This window comes from Flavobacterium sp. KY-23415 (genome assembly GCF_055384985.1).
The window spans coordinates 1416347-1437453 of record NZ_AP044001.1 but is presented as its reverse complement, the minus strand read 5'-3'; the positions used below and the strand labels follow the sequence as shown (position 1 = coordinate 1437453).

The 21107-nt window shown below is 28.3% G+C and carries 29 protein-coding genes; 1 reads left to right on the top strand and 28 read right to left on the bottom strand.

Features of this window, described 5'->3' with window-relative positions:
* Nucleotides 1-13: 13 nt before the first annotated feature.
* From ACZ49Z_RS06435 to ACZ49Z_RS06405, 7 genes are all read right to left on the bottom strand, one after another.
* On the bottom strand, nt 14-1198 hold the full coding sequence (locus ACZ49Z_RS06435) for an IS4 family transposase (protein WP_464307358.1): 1185 nt from the start codon (nt 1196-1198) through the stop codon (nt 14-16).
* 243 nt (nt 1199-1441) lie between these two features.
* Nucleotides 1442-1987 carry a hypothetical protein gene (locus tag ACZ49Z_RS06430; protein WP_464307364.1) on the bottom strand — a complete coding sequence of 182 codons (546 nt, stop codon included), beginning with the start codon at nt 1985-1987 and terminating at the stop codon, nt 1442-1444.
* Nucleotides 1988-1993: 6 nt separating this feature from the next.
* Nucleotides 1994-3763, bottom strand: coding sequence for a hypothetical protein (locus ACZ49Z_RS06425; RefSeq protein ID WP_464307363.1), 1770 nt, complete (start codon nt 3761-3763; stop codon nt 1994-1996).
* Nucleotides 3764-3873: 110 nt separating this feature from the next.
* Entirely contained in the window at nt 3874-4380 is a 507-nt protein-coding gene (locus tag ACZ49Z_RS06420) for a hypothetical protein (protein WP_464307362.1), read from the bottom strand.
* A gap of 2 nt (nt 4381-4382) precedes the next feature.
* Complete coding sequence (locus tag ACZ49Z_RS06415) at nt 4383-5138, bottom strand: hypothetical protein (RefSeq protein ID WP_464307361.1); 756 nt, start codon at nt 5136-5138, stop codon at nt 4383-4385.
* Between the two features lie 83 nt (nt 5139-5221).
* A complete protein-coding gene (locus tag ACZ49Z_RS06410; RefSeq protein WP_464307360.1) occupies nt 5222-5653 on the bottom strand; it encodes a hypothetical protein in 432 nt (143 codons plus the stop codon).
* Between the two features lie 22 nt (nt 5654-5675).
* Nucleotides 5676-5948, bottom strand: coding sequence for a hypothetical protein (locus ACZ49Z_RS06405; protein WP_464307359.1), 273 nt, complete (start codon nt 5946-5948; stop codon nt 5676-5678).
* Between the two features lie 77 nt (nt 5949-6025).
* Here ACZ49Z_RS06405 and ACZ49Z_RS06400 point away from each other — a divergent pair, with 77 nt between their 5' ends.
* A complete protein-coding gene (locus ACZ49Z_RS06400) occupies nt 6026-7210 on the top strand; it encodes an IS4 family transposase (RefSeq protein WP_464307358.1) in 1185 nt (394 codons plus the stop codon).
* A gap of 187 nt (nt 7211-7397) precedes the next feature.
* Here the strand turns inward: ACZ49Z_RS06400 and ACZ49Z_RS06395 are convergent, their stop codons facing one another.
* From ACZ49Z_RS06395 to ACZ49Z_RS06295, 21 genes are all read right to left on the bottom strand, one after another.
* Entirely contained in the window at nt 7398-7943 is a 546-nt protein-coding gene (locus tag ACZ49Z_RS06395) for a hypothetical protein (protein ID WP_464307357.1), read from the bottom strand.
* 6 nt (nt 7944-7949) lie between these two features.
* Entirely contained in the window at nt 7950-8324 is a 375-nt protein-coding gene (locus tag ACZ49Z_RS06390) for a hypothetical protein (RefSeq protein ID WP_464307356.1), read from the bottom strand.
* Nucleotides 8325-8718: 394 nt separating this feature from the next.
* Entirely contained in the window at nt 8719-9300 is a 582-nt protein-coding gene (locus ACZ49Z_RS06385) for a hypothetical protein (protein ID WP_464307355.1), read from the bottom strand.
* A gap of 12 nt (nt 9301-9312) precedes the next feature.
* Nucleotides 9313-10002: a hypothetical protein gene (locus ACZ49Z_RS06380; protein WP_464307354.1), complete on the bottom strand. Its 690-nt coding sequence runs from the start codon at nt 10000-10002 to the stop codon at nt 9313-9315.
* Nucleotides 10003-10067: 65 nt separating this feature from the next.
* Entirely contained in the window at nt 10068-10472 is a 405-nt protein-coding gene (locus ACZ49Z_RS06375) for a hypothetical protein (protein WP_464307353.1), read from the bottom strand.
* Between the two features lie 9 nt (nt 10473-10481).
* Nucleotides 10482-11135, bottom strand: coding sequence for a hypothetical protein (locus tag ACZ49Z_RS06370; protein WP_464307352.1), 654 nt, complete (start codon nt 11133-11135; stop codon nt 10482-10484).
* Between the two features lie 63 nt (nt 11136-11198).
* Nucleotides 11199-11546: a hypothetical protein gene (locus ACZ49Z_RS06365; protein WP_464307351.1), complete on the bottom strand. Its 348-nt coding sequence runs from the start codon at nt 11544-11546 to the stop codon at nt 11199-11201.
* 2 nt (nt 11547-11548) lie between these two features.
* Nucleotides 11549-11944, bottom strand: coding sequence for a hypothetical protein (locus ACZ49Z_RS06360; RefSeq protein ID WP_464307350.1), 396 nt, complete (start codon nt 11942-11944; stop codon nt 11549-11551).
* Nucleotides 11922-12233: a hypothetical protein gene (locus ACZ49Z_RS06355; RefSeq protein ID WP_464307349.1), complete on the bottom strand. Its 312-nt coding sequence runs from the start codon at nt 12231-12233 to the stop codon at nt 11922-11924. The genes ACZ49Z_RS06360 and ACZ49Z_RS06355 overlap by 23 nt, the downstream gene beginning before the upstream one ends.
* A 60-nt stretch (nt 12234-12293) precedes the next feature.
* Nucleotides 12294-12680, bottom strand: coding sequence for a hypothetical protein (locus ACZ49Z_RS06350; RefSeq protein ID WP_464307348.1), 387 nt, complete (start codon nt 12678-12680; stop codon nt 12294-12296).
* A gap of 11 nt (nt 12681-12691) precedes the next feature.
* Nucleotides 12692-13381, bottom strand: a complete 690-nt coding sequence (locus tag ACZ49Z_RS06345; RefSeq protein ID WP_464307347.1) for a hypothetical protein — start codon at nt 13379-13381, stop codon at nt 12692-12694.
* Nucleotides 13382-13464: 83 nt separating this feature from the next.
* The gene (locus ACZ49Z_RS06340) at nt 13465-13803 is read right to left on the bottom strand and encodes a hypothetical protein (RefSeq protein ID WP_464307346.1); all 339 of its coding nucleotides are present in this window, start codon (nt 13801-13803) and stop codon (nt 13465-13467) included.
* A gap of 12 nt (nt 13804-13815) precedes the next feature.
* The gene (locus ACZ49Z_RS06335) at nt 13816-14559 is read right to left on the bottom strand and encodes a hypothetical protein (protein ID WP_464307345.1); all 744 of its coding nucleotides are present in this window, start codon (nt 14557-14559) and stop codon (nt 13816-13818) included.
* Between the two features lie 196 nt (nt 14560-14755).
* On the bottom strand, nt 14756-14896 hold the full coding sequence (locus tag ACZ49Z_RS06330) for a hypothetical protein (protein WP_464307344.1): 141 nt from the start codon (nt 14894-14896) through the stop codon (nt 14756-14758).
* 120 nt (nt 14897-15016) lie between these two features.
* Entirely contained in the window at nt 15017-15439 is a 423-nt protein-coding gene (locus tag ACZ49Z_RS06325; protein ID WP_464307343.1) for a hypothetical protein, read from the bottom strand.
* A 213-nt stretch (nt 15440-15652) separates the two neighbouring features.
* Nucleotides 15653-16090 (bottom strand): hypothetical protein, encoded by a 438-nt coding sequence (locus tag ACZ49Z_RS06320; protein ID WP_464307342.1) that lies wholly within the window; start codon nt 16088-16090, stop codon nt 15653-15655.
* 25 nt (nt 16091-16115) lie between these two features.
* Nucleotides 16116-16847: a hypothetical protein gene (locus ACZ49Z_RS06315; protein WP_464307341.1), complete on the bottom strand. Its 732-nt coding sequence runs from the start codon at nt 16845-16847 to the stop codon at nt 16116-16118.
* Nucleotides 16848-16908: 61 nt separating this feature from the next.
* Nucleotides 16909-17217: a hypothetical protein gene (locus ACZ49Z_RS06310; protein WP_045970483.1), complete on the bottom strand. Its 309-nt coding sequence runs from the start codon at nt 17215-17217 to the stop codon at nt 16909-16911.
* Nucleotides 17214-17897 carry a zincin-like metallopeptidase toxin domain-containing protein gene (locus ACZ49Z_RS06305; RefSeq protein ID WP_464307340.1) on the bottom strand — a complete coding sequence of 228 codons (684 nt, stop codon included), beginning with the start codon at nt 17895-17897 and terminating at the stop codon, nt 17214-17216. The genes ACZ49Z_RS06310 and ACZ49Z_RS06305 overlap by 4 nt, the downstream gene beginning before the upstream one ends.
* Nucleotides 17898-17956: 59 nt before the next feature.
* Nucleotides 17957-18394: a hypothetical protein gene (locus tag ACZ49Z_RS06300; protein ID WP_464307339.1), complete on the bottom strand. Its 438-nt coding sequence runs from the start codon at nt 18392-18394 to the stop codon at nt 17957-17959.
* A 13-nt stretch (nt 18395-18407) separates the two neighbouring features.
* Complete coding sequence (locus ACZ49Z_RS06295; RefSeq protein ID WP_464307338.1) at nt 18408-21050, bottom strand: hypothetical protein; 2643 nt, start codon at nt 21048-21050, stop codon at nt 18408-18410.
* Between the last annotated feature and the right edge of the window lie 57 nt (nt 21051-21107).

Sequence of the window (21107 nt, the reverse complement as noted above, 5' to 3'; positions counted from 1 at the left end):
GGAACTTTCTTTTTCAAGTTTTTAAACTAATTAATTTATTAGGATCTCCACCACAGTGTATTATCATTTGATTAATAATGTCATTTTGCATTTGATTGCAAAATGACATTTTAGGGATTTTATATCCTTTTAATTTATTAAGTTTTATATATGCTAAAAGTAATATTGACGCTATCAAAATTATATAAATCATCACTTGGATTCCATTCCATTGTCTTGAAAAATAATGCTTGAAATTTAATTCTTGTTTTATAAACCTAAAAAATCTTTCTATATCCCAACGTCTTTTATAAATTTCTATTATCTGCTCTGCATTAAATTCATTTTCAGGCAGATTACTTAAAAAAAGTATTTTTTCTCCATCTGACTTTAATATTCCTTCAACTAATCGGAAAATTGTTTCAGTTTTTTTACCATTGCAATAGAGATGTACTTTGCTGTGTTTTGTGAGACTAATTATTTCATTTTCAAAATTTAAAATAGTTTCTATACTGTCTTTTTCAACTTCATATTTTGATGCTTTATAGATTCTAGTTACAAAATATTTTTGCTGATTTGAGAGTTCGACCATTTTCTTTCTCTCTTTCATTCCTCTGTCAAAAACAGCAATATCTTCCTTATTAGCAATATGATCCTTAAGAATATCACCTAAAGCTAAATCCTCGCTAATCATCTTCTGATCTTTATGAATTTTTACATTAAATGGTAACTCATTAAATCCAACTGTAAACTTTATACTATTTCTACCTTGTTCTCCTTTTTTGTTTTTACACCCATTCTGCATTCCAAAATGTAACAATGAAGCTGATAAACTAGTAATCGTTGAATCATACAAACTTAATCTTAATTTGTCTTTTTCATTGAGTTTGTCTTGAAAAACAGCAACAGTGTGATTGTATAATTTTTTAAAATATTCAACATTTATACTGCCAATTCTATCAGCAATACTGCTATGACTAACAGTTTTATCTTTTGGAATTTGAGCATACTTGCAAAAGAAATGATTTTCATAAAAATTTTCAAAGACCCTTGAACTAGCTCTGTTTTCATTCAAAATGCCAAAAACACAAAGTTTAAACAACTCTTTCCCTTTTAGTTTTTTTGCATTCCAATCAACCATTGTTTCTTGAGCAAAAAAATCAAGCTTATCCTCAGAAATATATCCCAATATTTCATTTACTCCAGTATTGATCTTCATTTTCTATATACGTTATTGATATGTAGAAAAGTAAAAATAACACTTTTTTATTACATATGTAAAAGTTCCTTACAGTCTTGGTCTCCTGACTTTGAGCTACTACAAATAAACATATTTTTCCAAAATGAACTTATTAGATTTCGAATAAAAATGCCACAATGTAAATACTGTGGCATTTAATTATCTTAATGCAAAGTCAGGAGATTTTGCCGCAGCGGGGTGGTTTTGTTAAACAAGAAGTATTTACTTTTGAGGTGAAATAGGTTTGTAATAATTTCCTCTTTCATGATCTCCGTAGTACTTTTCTTCATCTTCTTTAGTAGCAGGTACAAGATACAAGGGATAGTTATAATCATAAAATCGTTTAATTTTTTCATAAAACTCATAAAAATCAACCAACTCTCTATCATATTTATTTCTTGCATTCACTACAATTTCTTCTCCAAAAAAAGTAACTTTTTCATCATATCTATCAAGTTCGTGATCTAAGAACTCTTTAGGATTATCTTTTGATAATTCTTTAATTTTTAATTCCATCTCTTGTAATAACTGTAGAAATAAAGCACTTTTAGGTTCTAATACAATAGCTTCACTCCCGAACTTATTACCTAACACTTTTTCAAATGATACTCTTCTATAATTTGTGAGGTTATTAATGTTTGAATTCCCACCTGGATAATCTTCAACTACAATTAAATACCCTTTGTCTGTATGTAAAGTGTTCGAATAACCGTGTACTCTATAATCTTGTATTGCAATAATTACATATTTTAATCTTTTATCTTCCATAATTTGCTATTTTATAAATATTACTTCTAATTGTTTTAATAGATTTATATTATCATTAAGTTCTTCATAAATATCTGCTTTTGAAACCACTACTGCTTTCGTAAATCCTTTGCTTTTAGCCCAGCTTCCTGTAAATGTTTTAAATGCAGCTTCTTCTAGGTTTTCTTTGGTGATTTTTTTGCCTTTCATAGCTGTTTTTAAATCATATAGGTTAACAGATTCAGAATTAGGAAAATCTTTGTAAGCAGAAGATTTTAACCATTCCGCATAAATACCATCTAAATCTTTGCCTATTTCTTTTTTTAACATAACATAACCATCATCTAACATGGTTTTTCCTAAGCTTATGTCTTTAAAACCAGTTCCTTTATATGACGACATAAAATCCCCTAATTTTTTGGGTATAAATAAATCGGCATACAAAATATTTTTACCATCAGTATGATGTCCTTTTTCTGCAAATTTTATGGTACAATCAAATTTATCTGAAGGATCTTTAGCGCTTGCATTCCATTTTGGTTTGAAATCTTGAAATTCTTCTAATTCATAAATATATTTTTCTCCTTTTTTGTGTCTTACTAATGTTGCTAAATAATCTTCTCCAGTTTGTGAATGTAATCTTTTTCTAGTTAAAACAGAACCTGTATTTTCAAAAAACTCTTCTACTCCTTTTACCCCTTTGGTATTTAAAACCTTTGCTGCATCATCTAAAAAAACTTTTACTTTTGCTGGTGAATCTGTAAATATTTCAACTCCTTTATAAAATACCGTTTCTGTATTTGCTTTTGTTAGGTTTTTGAGATAGAAAAATATATTTTTTGATACATTTAATGCAGTATCTAATGCAGCTGCAGAAATACTATATAGTTTGTCAAATCGTAGTGGAATATAACTAATTTTTTCTACCTCATTTGCCACAATTTTTAAATGCTCAATTACCTCGTCTGCTTCTGATTTAGAAATCTGCTTTTGATCTACTAAATCGTCTAATTTTTTTTCTAATTTAGCTTTGTTTTTTGCATCTCCTACTAATTTCTTTGCCTTTTTTTTCAATCCAGCATGTAATGCAACAGTAATTTCTCCCGATAAGGAAATCATTTCTAAATAAAACAAATATTCGGCTATTTCTCTACCTAATTCGGTGTCGTTTACATCTAACAGCTTTAATAATGCATTACCCACACCACTACTAATTTCAACAACTCCAGCAAAGGCTTTTACACCTGTAATTACATTGGAGACAGCTTTAGACTTTCCTATTAGTGAATGTCCTGCTTTTAGTATTTTTGCTAAACGACCTACTTTTAAAATGTTTCCTACTCCAGAAAGTGTTGTTAGCACATCGATAGCATATTCACCACCCGTCATTATATTTTCCCAAAAAGCACTTTCTTTATTAGCATATAGCACAAAAGCGGGTAAATTTGTAAATTTACTATCTTCTTGTTGTTCTTCATCTTTGAGAATAAAAGTAGGATTGTCTGCCGCGATTATTGCTAGAGGAGATAGTGGGTGGTAATCATAATCATGCGTTATTTTCTCCTCAACAAATCGGATATCGTTTCCATCGGCAGTGCGTACATTAATTTCCTTATAAATACCTGTGCCAGAAACTACCCTTAGTGCTATGCTATTGCTGCTTAGTTTCCATTCTATAGCAGTGTTATCTGTGTGAAAACCTAGTTTTTTAGTTGAACGATAATCAATTAAAACAGGGTTTTTATCGGTTATATCAATGAACTTGTTTTTTTCTGGTATGAAAAAGAGACTGTCCAAGAAGTCAATTTGTCTTTCCGAGAAAATCGTTTATATGAAAATGTTTTCCGATAGCTATCCGTCTATTTTGGAATAAAAAAAGCGGTACATAATGCACCGCCCTCTTTGAATTAATATTTAATAGCTTTTGAAATGTCTAAATTTATTTTTAGTTCTGTATTAAAAACTTCTATACTTATTATTGGGCTATTTTTAACATAGTAACTATTATCTCTTTGTTCATAAATATTATTTGTTAGAACTTCTTCAATTGTAGATTTCAACAATTGAATTTCTTGAATTTCTTGAAAAGTAAAAACTACTTTTTCACAATCGTAGGTTTCTTGATTTGCAATCCATTCTATTTTAGTGTCTTTTCTTAAAGGATATAAAGGCTCTCTGAAATTATCATAAACTCTTGAAAAATAACTTGTTGGATATCTATCTTTATATGCTTTTATAATTACAAAAATTGCATCTTCTAATTTACAAGTGTTAATAAATTTTGATAATTCAACTTGATCTAAATAAAATTTATGCTGAATTTCCCATCCTTCTAACACATCTTCATATAATTGTCCTAATCCAAATTTTGCAGGATTATATAAATGGTCTATTTTTACTGTATGTTTATCCATAATTATTGATATTTTATATATTCGATTTGTTTTAAATAAATTAATTCTTCCACCAATTCATCTGTTAATACTTGAGCTAATTTTTTACTACTTGCTCTATGAATTGGCCTTCCTAAAATGTCTTTTCTTCCTCCTTTTTTAACTAATTTAGGGTACTTGTTTTTAACTCGTTGAGCTATTTTGTGCTTAAGAATATTTAAGCTCTTATCATTCATTTTCCCAATATTTAATAACAAATAATTTGACCCATCTTTTGCAATTGCTCTTATTCCACCTAATTTATTATCAATAACTAGACCTATATCGTCAATACTTATTCCAGTGGAAGTAGGATGGTTATGAGAAACTATTATTTTCTTAGAATCTTTTCCATATTTTTTTATGATATCATTTATTTCTAAAATTCCAAAACTAACTGAATTACTGCTTTTTTGAGTAATAGGCTTTGATAGAATAGAACCAATTTCATCAAAAAACATTGCAACTTCATAGTCTAAATTTCTTATCTCATTTTCAAATTTTAATACATCTTCAAACTTTCCAAATCTATCTAAAACCTTTTCTTTTATAAGATATTTTATTGATCCAAAACCTTCTGAAATTTCAGCCACCTCTTCCAAATGCTTAATAACTTCCTCTATTTCCTTAGCTTCATCTGTATTTTTTGCTGTTTTCTTTAAATCATCACTATGTTCTAGAACTTCTTTGGCACTTTTGCGTAAACCTCCTTTTATGGCTACCGTTATTTCTACATTCAAAGATAAGATTTGAAGTGCTATTTTTAAGCATAAAAAAAGGTACTCGAAAGTAGCTTTTTTGGTTTTTATCTAAAAACACCAATCTATTTTTCATAAGGTATATAAAAAGTAGCTTTTCTAGGGTTTTCTTTATAAAAATCTAATACAAATTGATAAATTTCTTGTATATCACTTTTACTAAGATTTGAGTTAAACTCTATATGTCTTTCCTTTAATACAAATATTTCTTTTAATTCTGGTAAATATTTAAACAACAGCACAAATTCATTGTAAATATTTTGTATAACATCTTCTGTCATAAATTCATCATCAAAATATACATATTTTTCTAAATCGGTATCTTTTAAATGGTCTACTGGGTCTATCCAACCTATTAAATCATTTAATCTAATACGTAATCTCTGCTTCCCTAATTTTTCAAATACTTTTTTTATGTATATATCACTTTTTTTTATTTCATATGTATATGAAAAAGACAGTATTTCTTGCAATATTTTTTTAATAATTGACTTCATAATTTGTTGACTTCATAATTTGTTAATATTCTCTGGCAATAAAACTAATCATTTCTGGAACCGATTGAAAATCTGGTTTTTGTTTAGCAGCTAACTGAAACTCTCTTTCCGCTATTCTTGCTCTTAGCTCAATTACCTGTTGGTTTGTCATTTTATCTACCGTACTTTTCATAGGATATTTATCATGAACAATTAATTTGGTTTCTTCCCTTAATTTTGCGATACTCACCCCGTCATCTAGCACATGTTTTCCTTCATGTACTATTTCTCCCGCTGCGCAAAGTCTCCTGACCAAGACTGTAAGGAACTTTTACATATGTAATAAAAAAGTGTTATTTTTACTTTTCTACATATCAATAACGTATATAGAAAATGAAGATCAATACTGGAGTAAATGAAATATTGGGATATATTTCTGAGGATAAGCTTGATTTTTTTGCTCAAGAAACAATGGTTGATTGGAATGCAAAAAAACTAAAAGGGAAAGAGTTGTTTAAACTTTGTGTTTTTGGCATTTTGAATGAAAACAGAGCTAGTTCAAGGGTCTTTGAAAATTTTTATGAAAATCATTTCTTTTGCAAGTATGCTCAAATTCCAAAAGATAAAACTGTTAGTCATAGCAGTATTGCTGATAGAATTGGCAGTATAAATGTTGAATATTTTAAAAAATTATACAATCACACTGTTGCTGTTTTTCAAGACAAACTCAATGAAAAAGACAAATTAAGATTAAGTTTGTATGATTCAACGATTACTAGTTTATCAGCTTCATTGTTACATTTTGGAATGCAGAATGGGTGTAAAAACAAAAAAGGAGAACAAGGTAGAAATAGTATAAAGTTTACAGTTGGATTTAATGAGTTACCATTTAATGTAAAAATTCATAAAGATCAGAAGATGATTAGCGAGGATTTAGCTTTAGGTGATATTCTTAAGGATCATATTGCTAATAAGGAAGATATTGCTGTTTTTGACAGAGGAATGAAAGAGAGAAAGAAAATGGTCGAACTCTCAAATCAGCAAAAATATTTTGTAACTAGAATCTATAAAGCATCAAAATATGAAGTTGAAAAAGACAGTATAGAAACTATTTTAAATTTTGAAAATGAAATAATTAGTCTCACAAAACACAGCAAAGTACATCTCTATTGCAATGGTAAAAAAACTGAAACAATTTTCCGATTAGTTGAAGGAATATTAAAGTCAGATGGAGAAAAAATACTTTTTTTAAGTAATCTGCCTGAAAATGAATTTAATGCAGAGCAGATAATAGAAATTTATAAAAGACGTTGGGATATAGAAAGATTTTTTAGGTTTATAAAACAAGAATTAAATTTCAAGCATTATTTTTCAAGACAATGGAATGGAATCCAAGTGATGATTTATATAATTTTGATAGCGTCAATATTACTTTTAGCATATATAAAACTTAATAAATTAAAAGGATATAAAATCCCTAAAATGTCATTTTGCAATCAAATGCAAAATGACATTATTAATCAAATGATAATACACTGTGGTGGAGATCCTAATAAATTAATTAGTTTAAAAACTTGAAAAAGAAAGTTCCTTACAGTCTTGGTCTCCTGACTTTGAGCTACTACAAATAAACATATTTTTCCAAAATGAACTTATTAGATTTCGAATAAAAATGCCACAATGTAAATACTGTGGCATTTAATTATCTTAATGCAAAGTCAGGAGATTTTGCCGCAGCGGGGTGGTTTTGTTAAACAAGAAGTATTTACTTTTGAGGTGAAATAGGTTTGTAATAATTTCCTCTTTCATGATCTCCGTAGTACTTTTCTTCATCTTCTTTAGTAGCAGGTACAAGATACAAGGGATAGTTATAATCATAAAATCGTTTAATTTTTTCATAAAACTCATAAAAATTAACCAACTCTCTATCATATTTATTTCTTGCATTCACTACAATTTCTTCTCCAAAAAAAGCAACTTTTTCATCATATCTATCAAGTTCGTGATCTAAGAACTCTTTAGGATTATCTTTTGATAATTCTTTAATTTTTAATTCCATCTCTTGTAATAACTGTAGAAATAAAGCACTTTTAGGTTCTAATACAATAGCTTCACTCCCGAACTTATTACCTAACACTTTTTCAAATGATACTCTTCTATAATTTGTGAGGTTATTAATGTTTGAATTCCCACCTGGATAATCTTCAACTACAATTAAATACCCTTTGTCTGTATGTAAAGTGTTCGAATAACCGTGTACTCTATAATCTTGTATTGCAATAATTACATATTTTAATCTTTTATCTTCCATAATTTGCTATTTTATAAATATTACTTCTAATTGTTTTAATAGATTTATATTATCATTAAGTTCTTCATAAATATCTGCTTTTGAAACCACTACTGCTTTCGTAAATCCTTTGCTTTTAGCCCAGCTTCCTGTAAATGTTTTAAATGCAGCTTCTTCTAGGTTTTCTTTGGTGATTTTTTTGCCTTTCATAGCTGTTTTTAAATCATATAGGTTAACAGATTCAGAATTAGGAAAATCTTTGTAAGCAGAAGATTTTAACCATTCCGCATAAATACCATCTAAATCTTTGCCTATTTCTTTTTTTAACATAACATAACCATCATCTAACATGGTTTTTCCTAAGCTTATGTCTTTAAAACCAGTTCCTTTATATGACGACATAAAATCCCCTAATTTTTTGGGTATAAATAAATCGGCATACAAAATATTTTTACCATCAGTATGATGTCCTTTTTCTGCAAATTTTATGGTACAATCAAATTTATCTGAAGGATCTTTAGCGCTTGCATTCCATTTTGGTTTGAAATCTTGAAATTCTTCTAATTCATAAATATATTTTTCTCCTTTTTTGTGTCTCCTACTAATTTCTTTGCCTTTTTTTTCAATCCAGCATGTAATGCAACAGTAATTTCTCCCGATAAGGAAATCATTTCTAAATAAAACAAATATTCGGTTATTTCCCTGCCTAATTCGGTTTACTCTAGTTTTAGGTATAAAAAAAAGCTACTCGAAAGTAGCTTATTATTACATGACTTTACATCATTTCAAAATTGTATTAAAATGACCCTAAACTTTTATCCCAATAATCTTTATTTACAGTTAATTTAAATTTAGAGGATGATAGTTCAATCTTTTTAATAGGAGAATTTAAAACCTCATAAATTGTTTCATCTCCTGTTTGTTTATTATAAGTCAATCCGTCTAATTCTTTTTCAATTGCGTTGGCTATTACTAAAACATTTTCAGGATTTTTAAAAATAAATTCTGTATACTCTAAATACAATAAGCCTGATTTTTCATCCCTTATTTGTTTAAAATATATAGAAGATATATCAGATCTACTATTCATTGCATCAGAAATAAAGAAATCCAATTCATCATCTACATAATCAGGATCTTTAACTATATATTTGCTAGAATATTTTATTAAAAACAAACCGAACCAATTATCAGTTAAAGGGTATTTTTTTGCATAAGTTCTAGTAAATAACCTAAAAACATTCCCTAATGATTCACCTGCAACAAAATCTATTGCATTACTAATCTGTGGATATAGTTTTTTCATATGTTGATCTTCATAATCCAACCCTATTTCTTCTCTATAGTAAAAGAAGTCTAATTCAAAATCTATATTCATAATTTTCTTTTTTTAATTTATATAATGTAAATATTCTATTTTATCTTTAATTAAATTATATATTTCATCAAATTCATCTTGTCGAGAACCACCTTTTTCAGCATAATCCAGATTTATTTTTTGAATATCTTTTGCAAAACTTCGCATTTCTTTACTACTTAATGATTTATTTTTTATGCTAAAGACACTACCGTTTGGTGTAACGGCTCTTATTTCATGTAAATTACCTTGTAAGAATGTTTCTATATCTGAAATACTTAATCCACTTCCTCCAGGGTGATTATGCGTTACCACAGCTTTACGCATTTTCATTATCAGTTTTTGTGGAAAATTAATCCTATCTGGTAAATTTGATGTCCAAAAATCGGCTAATTTTGTTTCTGGATTGTATATCAATGCATTTTCTAAACTTGAGTTAGAGTGAATTATTTCAAAATCTTTTATTTTTTGAGACGCATTATCTTTTAGTTTACTAACTTTAGTAGCATATTTCGAACTATTATATGCAGTGCCATGGTCATTCAACTTATATAAATGCTCAATAACATCTACTTTTTCAGCTTGCGTTAGTTTTCTTTTTACATTGTTCTCTTCAATAACAAGATTCTCTAACTCTTTCTTTACATCATCAGTATGTTCTAGAACTTCTTTGGCACTTTTGCATAAACCTCCTTTTATGGCTGCCGTTAACGCACCTCCCAAAGATAAGATTTGAAGGACTAATTATAAAGTATAAAAAAACCACCTGAAGGTGGTTTTTGAAAAGATTATTTTATTTCAAAATCAATTCTATTACTTTTCTTTCCTAAATAGTCAAATTGAACAAAATATTTTTTATTTAAATCTAAAACATATTCAGCTGACACTAATTTAATTAATGCTTTAGTGTTAAATATTTCTATTTTACCTAATATATCATATGTAAATGGTTTGTCTTTAGAAATCACTATACTTTCCTTTTCATATTTAACAGGATTAATTACTCTATAACCACTAGGTTCAATTATATTAAATTTTTCATCTAAAAATTCTAAATTTTTCCTTTCTAAACTTTTAGAAGAATTTCCAAATTCAAATTCGATATTTTCATTTCGTATTGGTTCAAAAACTAATTGAAGATTAAATTCTTTTTGTTTAATCTTATTTACTAATGTAACTCTAAAATTTTCCATAAATTCTTTTTAATAATTTCTATCTAAAACATCTTGAAGTTGGTCTTCAATGAATCGATATTCTTCATAAGTAATCCCATTTTTACTAGCTTCGTCAAGGATTCTTTTTTTTGCTAAATATTCCCAAGCATCAACATTTTCATAAATTTTTCCATTAATATAAATTGGCTCAATATACTTTGGTAAGCCTTCAATAGCTTGTACGGCATGATAACACTCTTCTAAAAAAGTTGATGTTGATGGGTTTTCATAAAGATAAATTGTTTGTTCAAATTCATTAGTTTCTGGATTGATGAATTTTCTTTCGTGAATTCCTAAAGCTCTTTCTTCTTTTAAAATTTTTTTAGCCTTTTCAGTTCCAATTTCAAATTTAACACCTTTTTTTTCAAGAAAATTCATCCAATACTTCATTACTTTAGGGTTGATAATTGAAAACCCTTTTGTTATTCCTCCATTTGGAATTATTTGTTTTTTCCTTTCAGCAACTTCATCCAAATGTTTTATAATCTCATCTTTTTCAGCTTGCGTTAGTTTTCTTTTTACATTGTTCTCTTCAATAACAAGATTGTCTAACTCTTTCTTTACATCATCAGTATGTTCTAGAACTTCTTTGGCACTTTTGCGTAAACCTCCTTTTATGGCAGCGGTTATTTCTCCTCCCAAAGATAATAATTACAATTACTATTTAATAAGCATAAAAAAACCACCCGAAGGTGGTTAATGTTCTCAAAATTCTGATAATTTTATTAAAAACTCCTTTTTATTATATTTATTGAGTTTAAAAATTAAAGTCTCATAATAAACTTTAAAATATTGAAGTAATTCTTCATTTTTATAACTATAACTTTCATTTTCTAAATAATAATTATCAAAAAGAGAATTAAAATCAAATTCAGGATGATCTAAGATCCATTCCAATACTTCTTTTTCTTCACTAATAATATTTATTTTTAAACCTGAAATATCCACATCAGATATTGCATCTTTATAGAAATCTTTAACTTCTTTATAATCTCGTATGTTTTTGCCAAAAATGGCACCATGGATTACCTCATTTAATCTTTTTGCTTCCATTACTAAAACTCTGTTTTAAAAATTATACTTTCTTTTTTATGGTCAGTAGCAGGGTAGAAATAATCTCTTTTGTCTAATTCTGTTAAAATATTTTTCTTAACAGTATCAATATTTGGAGTATAATGTCCACTACCGTTATTAATTAATTTAACAACCCCTTTTTCAATCACTATTTCTCCTGCAGCAGCCACTTTTTCACCAGCTAAAAAACTTGAATGATGAAATTTACCATATTCATTAGATTTAGAGATATAAATTTTTCCATTTTCAGACATTACAAAAATTGATTTATTTGTTAGCTTAATCTCACCGTCAATTCCCTTGTTTACTGATTTTGCTGTATCAAAAAGCTTACCATTTTTATCTACAATTTTATCAAACTGAACAAATATTTTCAAATTCTATTCTCTCTGTTTCATTTAAATATTTAACACCTCTTTCAAAATTAACTTTAGAACCTTCTGTATACATTTTCTCTAAAGTTCTTACTTCTTTGTAAATTGTACCACTTGCACCAGTAATGTCATAAAACTTATGAATTTCCTCCAAATGCTCAATTACCTCATCAATCTGTTTAGCTTCATCAGCATTTTTTGCGGTTTTCTTTAAATCATCAGTATGTTCTAGAACTTCTTTGGCACTTTTTTGCAAGCCATTTTTTACGGCAACGGTTAATTCTGTTCCCAAAGATAAGATTTGAAGGGATATTTTTTAAGCATAAAAAAACCACCCGAAGGTGGTTAAAAGCTATTTTCTCCTTCTTTTTCTTACAATAAGGGAGTGGTTATCATCTATATATTTTAATATTTCTTGTTTTTCTTCTTCTGATAGATTTTCATTAAACGTAATTTTATTAGTATGTAAAGTGTAGATTTCGCTTAACTCAGTACAATGGTTAAATAAATGAGGGTATCTTTTTTGGTCTGTATTATCAAGAATAAATTTATCTAGTTGAAATTCCTCTGTTGGTGGAAGATGCATAATTACTTTATGCCAAGTTAATATACTTTCAATTAAACTATTTAATTCTGTAAAACCTAAATTTTCATAAGCTTCCTTGAGAAGATGTTTTTCAAAAGATATTTTACCTAAATCTGTCATTTCTTTTAAAATCTCTTTTATTTTTTCTTTCATAATATTTTTTATTAATGTTTATTGTAATTAGTATAGATGTGGTCTAGCATTTCTTCAGTAGAATCATACTCTACTCTCATACCTGTAGCTTTTTGAAAAGCTCTTTCATGAAAATAGGCTCTTTTTTCACTGGACCAATTATTACCCATAATAACATCTATTTCTCTTTGTGATTTACCTAAATCTTTTAATTCTCTGATCTTCAAATTATCCAATGCATGTGTACCTTCATGTACTATTTCACTCATAAATTCATCTACAGGAGTTGAAGCTCTATAGTATGTTCTATCACCCATTGTAAATGCTGCAGTGTGTGTAGCTTCGTCAATTGTATCCCCTTCACTTATTAAATATCTTTCAAACTCTGCATCATCCCATACTGTAAACTTCATTTTACCATTTTCGATAATATCTGCTATTTTATTAGCCTGTTCAGTAGTACCTCTTAATGCTTTAGAAATTTCTATTTTGCTCAATCCTTTAATAGATTTACCTTTCCATTTATTTACAAAAGCTTGAAATTCTATAGCAGTTTTTCTTTGTATTCCAGAAACCTCCTCTAAATGCTTAATAACTTCCTCTATTTCCTTAGCTTCATCTGTATTTTTTGCTGTTTTCTTTAAATCATCACTATGTTCTAGAACTTCTTTGGCACTTTTGCGTAAACCTCCTTTTATGGCAACGGTTAATTCTGTTCCCAAAGATAATAAATGTAATTTTTTAGTTTTTAGGCATAAAAAAAAGCTGTTCGAAAGCAGCTTTTTTGGTTTTATCTGTTAAAATTTTATTTATAATCGAACCTATCCTCATCAGGATACCAATATAAATCTAAACTTTTGCCCATAGTCCCGTTTTCATAATCCTTGATATTATCCTCTAAACTAACTGAAGTTCCAAAAGTAACGACTCTTCCACTTTTGTTTTCTACTAAAAAAGGTCCGCCTCCTACTAAAGATTTATTAAATTCACCTGTTAATACATATTCTTTAGAATCAAAAAAATAAATATTGCCATAAGGTTTTTTAACTATATCTCTCTGATAAATCATAGGTTCAATATTTTGGTCTACAATCTTTCTTGTAAAACGCTCTGCTATTTCTAGCATTTCCTGATCTGTTAACATAATATTATTTTTTTATTTTACTTTTAAATATTGAAATTTAATATAATTTCTTTGTATAAAATTAGCATAGTTTCTGTCAGTTTGAGAAAAAATTACGTATTCACCTGTTTGTCCATCAAATAAATACAATTGGCTGTTTTTTTTCATTGCTACAAAATAATGTCCTTCAACTTTCCCACTTGGCAGATACTTTTTAGGTCCATAAATTATAGAAATTTCACCATCATTCAAAATTTCTTTTAGTCTAGGAATTGTGATATCACTAAAACTTCCTCCTCCAAACTTTGCTGAAACACCTTCAATACCTTGCATTAAAGAAGGCTCTGCTAATTTTATTTTTCCAGTTTTGAGGAAGTTTACAACAGATTCTACTGTATTTCCGCAATTTGTTTTACTTATTTGAATTATCTCACCATCAATCAATTTATGGTTAAAATATTTTATCGCTTCTTTTATATGTTCTAAGGGTTCAGTAATTTTTATTTTTTTAAGTTTTGCTAATCCTTCAATAAATTCCTGAACTTTTACAGGGTCTCTAGTTTCCACTATAGATCTTCCATAATTATTTCCGCCAACTACCTCATCCAAATGTTTTATAACCTCATCTTTTTCAGCTTGGGTTAGTTTTCTTTTTACATTATTTTCTTCAATAACCAGATTGTCTAACTCTTTCTTTACATCATCAGTATGTTCTAGAACTTCTTTGGCACTTTTGCGTAAGCCTCCTTTTATAGCAATGGTTAATTCTCCAGTCAAAGATAAGATTTGAATGGCTAATTATAAAGCATAAAAAACCACCCGAAGGTGGTTAAATTGTTAAATAATTCTATTCTTTCCCCAAACATAATTCCCTTTTTCATCTAATTCTATTGGAGTAGGTACTGGTTTTTCTTCTCATAAAAATACCTCAAATAGTATTTAACTTTTTGGGAATGTTCATTAGAAAGTTTTTTTAGATTAATCCTTTTTCTTTTTTAAGCTTTTCAACATAGCGATTAAATTCAGATTCTTTTTTCTCTTCAACATTTCCATTTGAGTCAAAATTAATTTGATGAAAATATCTTAAATTTTCTTCAAAAACCCCAGTTTCCATATTTAAAGAGAAATAATCGCTATAATCTTTATGAATTTCAACTATAACAGGTCTTAATCCACATATATAAAATTTTTTTCCATTTTTTATTTATCAACTTTTACAATGTATGCTTACGTTCTAAATACCTATGAACCAGGTGTAATCTTCTCCTGTAATAAAACCCATATGGTAAAACTGTAAGTTTTTAAATTTATTTCTTAAAATCTTACGTGTTCTATCCTCCAAATCGGTATACCCAAGTTCTAAATCTAAATCTCTAACAGGGTCATAATTTTCAATGCAATCTAAAGCAACAACATCAGCATAATCTACGTTTAACTTTTTACCTGAATCATAGGTTAAAAAAGTTAATTTTACTCCAGTTTCAGGAACATCTAGGAATTCAATTTCAGAAGTTGGAAATTGAATCTTAAAAAGACCTAAATCTTTACTTAGTTCTACTATTTTATACTTTACAGGCCAGTTAAATTCTGTCATTACTTCCTCAATCATCTTAACAGAAAGATACCCATCAGGAATATACAATTCATCATTTTCCATGTTCTATTTTTTTATTTTAATTGCTAATTCGTTTTCTATTTTATATCCGTTTTGTTTTAAATACTCAACTTCTCTTCCAAAAATAGTTTGAACTTTTTTACGTTAGCATCTAAATCTATCCTTTAAATTATGAATTTACAAATGCTCTTTTTGTACAAAATTAAAAAAGCTACTCGAAAGTAGCTTTTTTGGTTTTTATCTAAAAACACCAATCTATTTTTCATAAGGTTTTTTAAAAATGTGGTTAAATTTTCTAGGATTTGCTTCATAGTAATCTAGAACAAATTGATAAATTTCTTGTATATCACTTTTACTAAGATTTGAGTTAAACTCTATATGTCTTTCCTTTAATACAAATATTTCTTTTAATTCTGGTAAATATTTAAACAACAGCACAAATTCATTGTAAATATTTTGTATAACATCTTCTGACATAAATTCATCATCATAATATACGTATTTACCCAAACCTCTATCTTTATTATGACGTACAGGGTCTATCAAAGTTGATAAATCTAATAATCTGTCTAATACAATTTCATTTTCTAGTTTGTTGCACGCTTTTTTAACATAAATGTCACCATCGTTAAACTTTCTTGTATCTAAAAAAGTCAGGATTTCTAATATTAATTTTTTTGTTAAAGTATTCATTTTGTATTTTTTTTTTAATAGGTTATTAATATTCTCTGATAATAAAACTAATCATCTCTGGAACCGATTGAAAATCTGGTTTTTGTTTAGCAGCTAACTGAAACTCTCTTTCCGCTATTCTTGCTCTTAGCTCAATTACCTGTTTGTTTGTCATTTTATCTACCGTACTTTTCATGGGATATTTATCATGAACTATTAATTTAGTTTCTTCTCTTAATTTGGTAATGTCATCAAATAAACCATTTCTATGATCTAAAGCATGCTTTCCTTCATGTACTATCTCTCCAAAGGCTTTATCTACCGATGTATCTTCTAATATGTAGATTTCATCATTAAATTGCGTTGCTACTACCTCTTCAGGTTTTTTGCATTTAGGATCTATATCTTTTACTTTTGCTAATAAATCTTCTTTATTTAATTTAAATAACTTAATTTTTCTTTTACCAAGTGCTTCTGCAACTTCCGTTGCCGTTTTTGTTGCACCTCTTAATTCTTGAATTATTATTTTTTTACTAATTTCTTTAATTGCTTTTCCACCGTTTCTCAATATGAAATTATCTATTTTGAAGTTTCCAGAAACTTCATCCAAATGTTTTATAATCTCATCTTTTTCAGCTTGCGTTAGTTTTCTTTTTACATTGTTCTCTTCAATAACAAGATTGTCTAACTCTTTCTTCAACTCATCAGTATGTTCTAGAACTTCTTTGGTGCTTTTGCGTAAACCTCCTTTTATGGCAGCTGTTAATTCTGTTCCCAAAGATAGTAATTATCATTATTACCTATTGAGCATAAAAAAACCACCCGAAGGTGGTTAAATATTAAATCTCTGTTTTAAAATATTTGCCGTTTTTATCTTTTTCTACATTAAAACAAACCATACTGAAATTCATATAATATAATGGTTCTCCTGTTTCATCGGATATATGCAAAAAACACAACTGGTCAGCGATTGCTTTAATACTTATTAGCCAAGAGGGTATTTCTTTTCCTTTCATTTTACCCGCAAAAACTATTTCGTCTTTTTGAAAAATTGCTTTGTTAACACAATTTTCAAAATAATATTTGCCATTTAAGTCTTTCATTATTTGATGGGCTTTTTCTTTAATTTGCTCTTCGGTATATTTCATATTTTATAATTTAATAGTTTTTGTCCTGCTTCTTTTCTATATAGATCAACATATTTTAAAGAGAATCCTAATTCTTCTTTAGTAAATAGATGTTTTTGTTTCCAAATTTCTAAAAAAACATATGTTTCTTTATCCCAAGAGGGTAAAGTATGATATTTTTCACCTATTTCTAAATAATGTTTTACGTGCATTTTTTCATGAAAAGACATTAATCCTGTTGGTTCCTTAGTTAAGAATAATTGTTTCGTTTTTGCGTGAAATACTCCTAAACCACCTTCTTGTTTCATATATGAATAGAAATCTTGCAATGTGTCAAATTGAATTCCATCACTCATAAAAGGTTTAAACTTATTTAAGGCTTCTTTATTTGTTATTTTTCCAAATTTATTAAGTATGAGGTCTTCTTCAAAGAAAGTTTCTACACCATTTCGCTTTAACCAACCTTTATATTTTCTAATTTGTGAAGCTGTTAATTTTCTACCTCCAAACCTTCCAATTTCTGCTGGTTTAGCCATAAAATCAATCTCTGCAACCTCCTCCAAATGTTCAATTACCTCATCAATCTGCTTAGCTTCATCAGCATTTTTTGCGGTTTTCTTTAGATCATCAGTATGTTCTAGAACTTCTTTGGCACTTTTACGTAAACCTCCTTTGATGGCTGCCATTAACTCACCTCCCAAAGATAAGATTTGAAGCGCTAATTATAAAGCATAAAAAACCACCCGAAGGTGGTTAAAAATTAATCTTTATTAGGTCTTATATAGCGAGTGATATGCTTTGGATTTATAACAAAATTATCCTTTACAAAATTATATAATTCTTGGATGTCACTTTTACTTAATGATGGATTAAATTCTATATGTTTCTCTTTTAAAACATATATTTCTTTTAATTCTGGTAAATGCTCGAATAATAATTTATACTCTTCGTAAACTTCTTTAAAGGTAGCATAACTCATATGTTCTTCGTGGATTTCTAATTTTTCTAAATTTGGAAATTCAAAATGATGGTATCTAGGGTCTAAAAAATTTAACAACAAATTATTAGCTCGTGTAATTATTATTTCATTGCCTAATTGTTCATAGGCTTTTTTAATGTAAATATCATCTTTTGTAAACTTTCTTGTATTGCTATATGACATCATTTCTAGCAACATTTTTTTAATAATTGGTTTCATTATTCATTATTTTTTAATATTTTTTAAAAATTTCACTTATCATTTCTGATACTGATTGAAAGTCTAAGGGTTGCTTCGCCTCTAATTGGAACTCTCTTTCCGCTATTCTTGCTCTTAATTCTACAACTTGTTTATCTGTCATCTTATCTACAAAGCTTTTCATAGGTATTTTGTCGTGTACTAAATGTATAGATTCTTCTCTTAGCAATTTAGGGTTTTCAAATAAACCTTGTTTATAATCTAATGCGTGTTTTCCTTCGTGAACTATTTCTCCAAATGCTTTATCTAAAGAAGTGCTATTTTTTATATAAATTTTATCCTTTATTTGTGATGCAACAACATCTTTAATGTCTTCTAATTTTTCAAAAGGATCTTTAATTGTATTGTAAAAGTCTGCATCGTTTAGCTTAACCAGTTTTATTTTTCCTTTATCTATAGCTCTTGCAACTTCTGTAGCTGTAGTAGTTACATTACGTAATTCTCTAACAATTATGTCTTTAGAAATATCACCTATCTTTTTGCCATTTTTAATCCCTCTCTCTATAAAATTATCAATTTTAAAGTTCCTTGAAGTTTCCTCCAAATGCTCAATTACCTCATCTGCTTCTGATTTAGAAATTTGCTTTTGATCTACTAAATCGTCTAATTTTTTTTCTAATTTAGCTTTGTTTTTTGCATCTCCTACTAATTTCTTTGCCTTTTTTTTCAATCCAGCATGTAATGCAACAGTAATTTCTCCCGATAAGGAAATCATTTCTAAATAAAACAAATATTCGGCTATTTCTCTACCTAATTCGGTGTCGTTTACATCTAATAGCTTTAATAATGCATTACCCACACCACTACTAATTTCAACAACTCCAGCAAAGGCTTTTACACCTGTAATTACATTGGAGACAGCTTTAGACTTTCCTATTAGTGAATGTCCTGCTTTTAGTATTTTTGCTAAACGACCTACTTTTAAAATGTTCCCTACTCCAGAAAGTGTTGTTAGCACATCGATAGCATATTCACCACCCGTCATTATATTTTCCCAAAAAGCACTTTCTTTATTAGCATATAGCACAAAAGCGGGTAAATTTGTAAATTTACTATCTTCTTGTTGTTCTTCATCTTTGAGAATAAAAGTAGGATTGTCTGCCGCGATTATTGCTAGAGGAGATAGTGGGTGGTAATCATAATCATGCGTTATTTTCTCCTCAACAAATCGGATATCGTTTCCATCGGCAGTACGTACAGTAATTTCCTTATAAATACCTGTGCCAGAAACAACCTTTAGCGCTATGCTATTGCTGCTTAATTTCCATTCTATAGCAGTGTTATCTGTGTGAAAACCTAGTTTTTTAGTTGAACGATAGTCAATTAAAACAGGGTTTTTATCGGTTATATCAATGAACTTGTTTTTTTCTGGATCTATTGTGCTAAAATCGGAATTTTTCCAGATATTCCATAAAAATTGTAGCATTTTTTTAAAATTATCGCCATCTATACTATGAATTAATTCATGGAGGAGTGATTTTTTACCTTTGGTTCTTTTGTTTACAACTTCTTGAAGAAAAATTGTGTCACTTTTTGAGCCTTCATAGATGCCTTCTAATATACGCAAAACAATGTCTTCTTTGTTTAAACCAATGTTTGTTACACTATATTCTAATGTCTTTTCTAAAACATACCATAGGAAGTTAGGATCTATTTTCTTAAAGAAGAAGATAGGTACAAAATAGAGTGTTTCTAGAATTTTAGTGCCACTAGAAAAATGGAGAAGGTTTTCTACAAAAACGGTGTAATCTTCTAAAAATAACTTTTTTGCGTTACTATTAAATGCGTCTAAATCGTCTAAGCCATAAAAAACAGTTTGGTTTAGATACTCCAAAAGGGCTCCAAAATAGTTGAACTCTAGCCGTATTGCGGTTTCGGTTATAAAACTGTTATAGGATATTCCTTTTTGGTAATAGGTATATTCTAAATAATATTTACCTCCTCTTTGACTTATTTTTGGTAAAAGAAACACAAAACCTGCTTTGTCGTTTTTGTGAAAACCGATGTTTCGTTTTGTTTCCGAACTCACTAAGTTATAACCGGTAGAAAGTAAAGCTCTTAATGCTAGGTCGCTATAATCGCTAGTGTAACCTTCTTCATCTTTGTAGTTAAAACGATAATCGCCATTTGTAATGTCTTGTAGGTCATTTGGGTGGTATACAAAATAATCTGGGAATACAAAAACACTATCGAGAGAGATTTCTACAATTCTATCTATAGCTTGACTGTAATAATAGTTTCCAGGTGTTTCAATTTCTACAAATTCTACTCCTTCTTTTTCTTCCCATGAATCATTAAAATATAATGGGATTCTTTTATATTTTGCAATGGTTTCATTATTAATTTGAAAATCTTTTTTAATATAATATTCAATTATTCCATTGGATTGTTGTTGAAGATATATTGTGTCTTCAATTTCATGATCTAAATAGACATATCCATTTTGGCTTTCTACAGCTTTTTTTTCTACAAAAATAAAATCGTCCTCGTGCGGTATTTCTTTGTGTTTATAACTTTCATCTACAATAATTGCTTCTTTATATTTGTTATTTAAAGCAGCGTCTTCTGATCGTCTAAAAAACTTTAAATAATTTATAATTTGTTTGAAATCGCTCATCATTCAATTAGTTTAAAAACCCCAACAATTTGTTGGGGTTTTGGGTTATACAATACC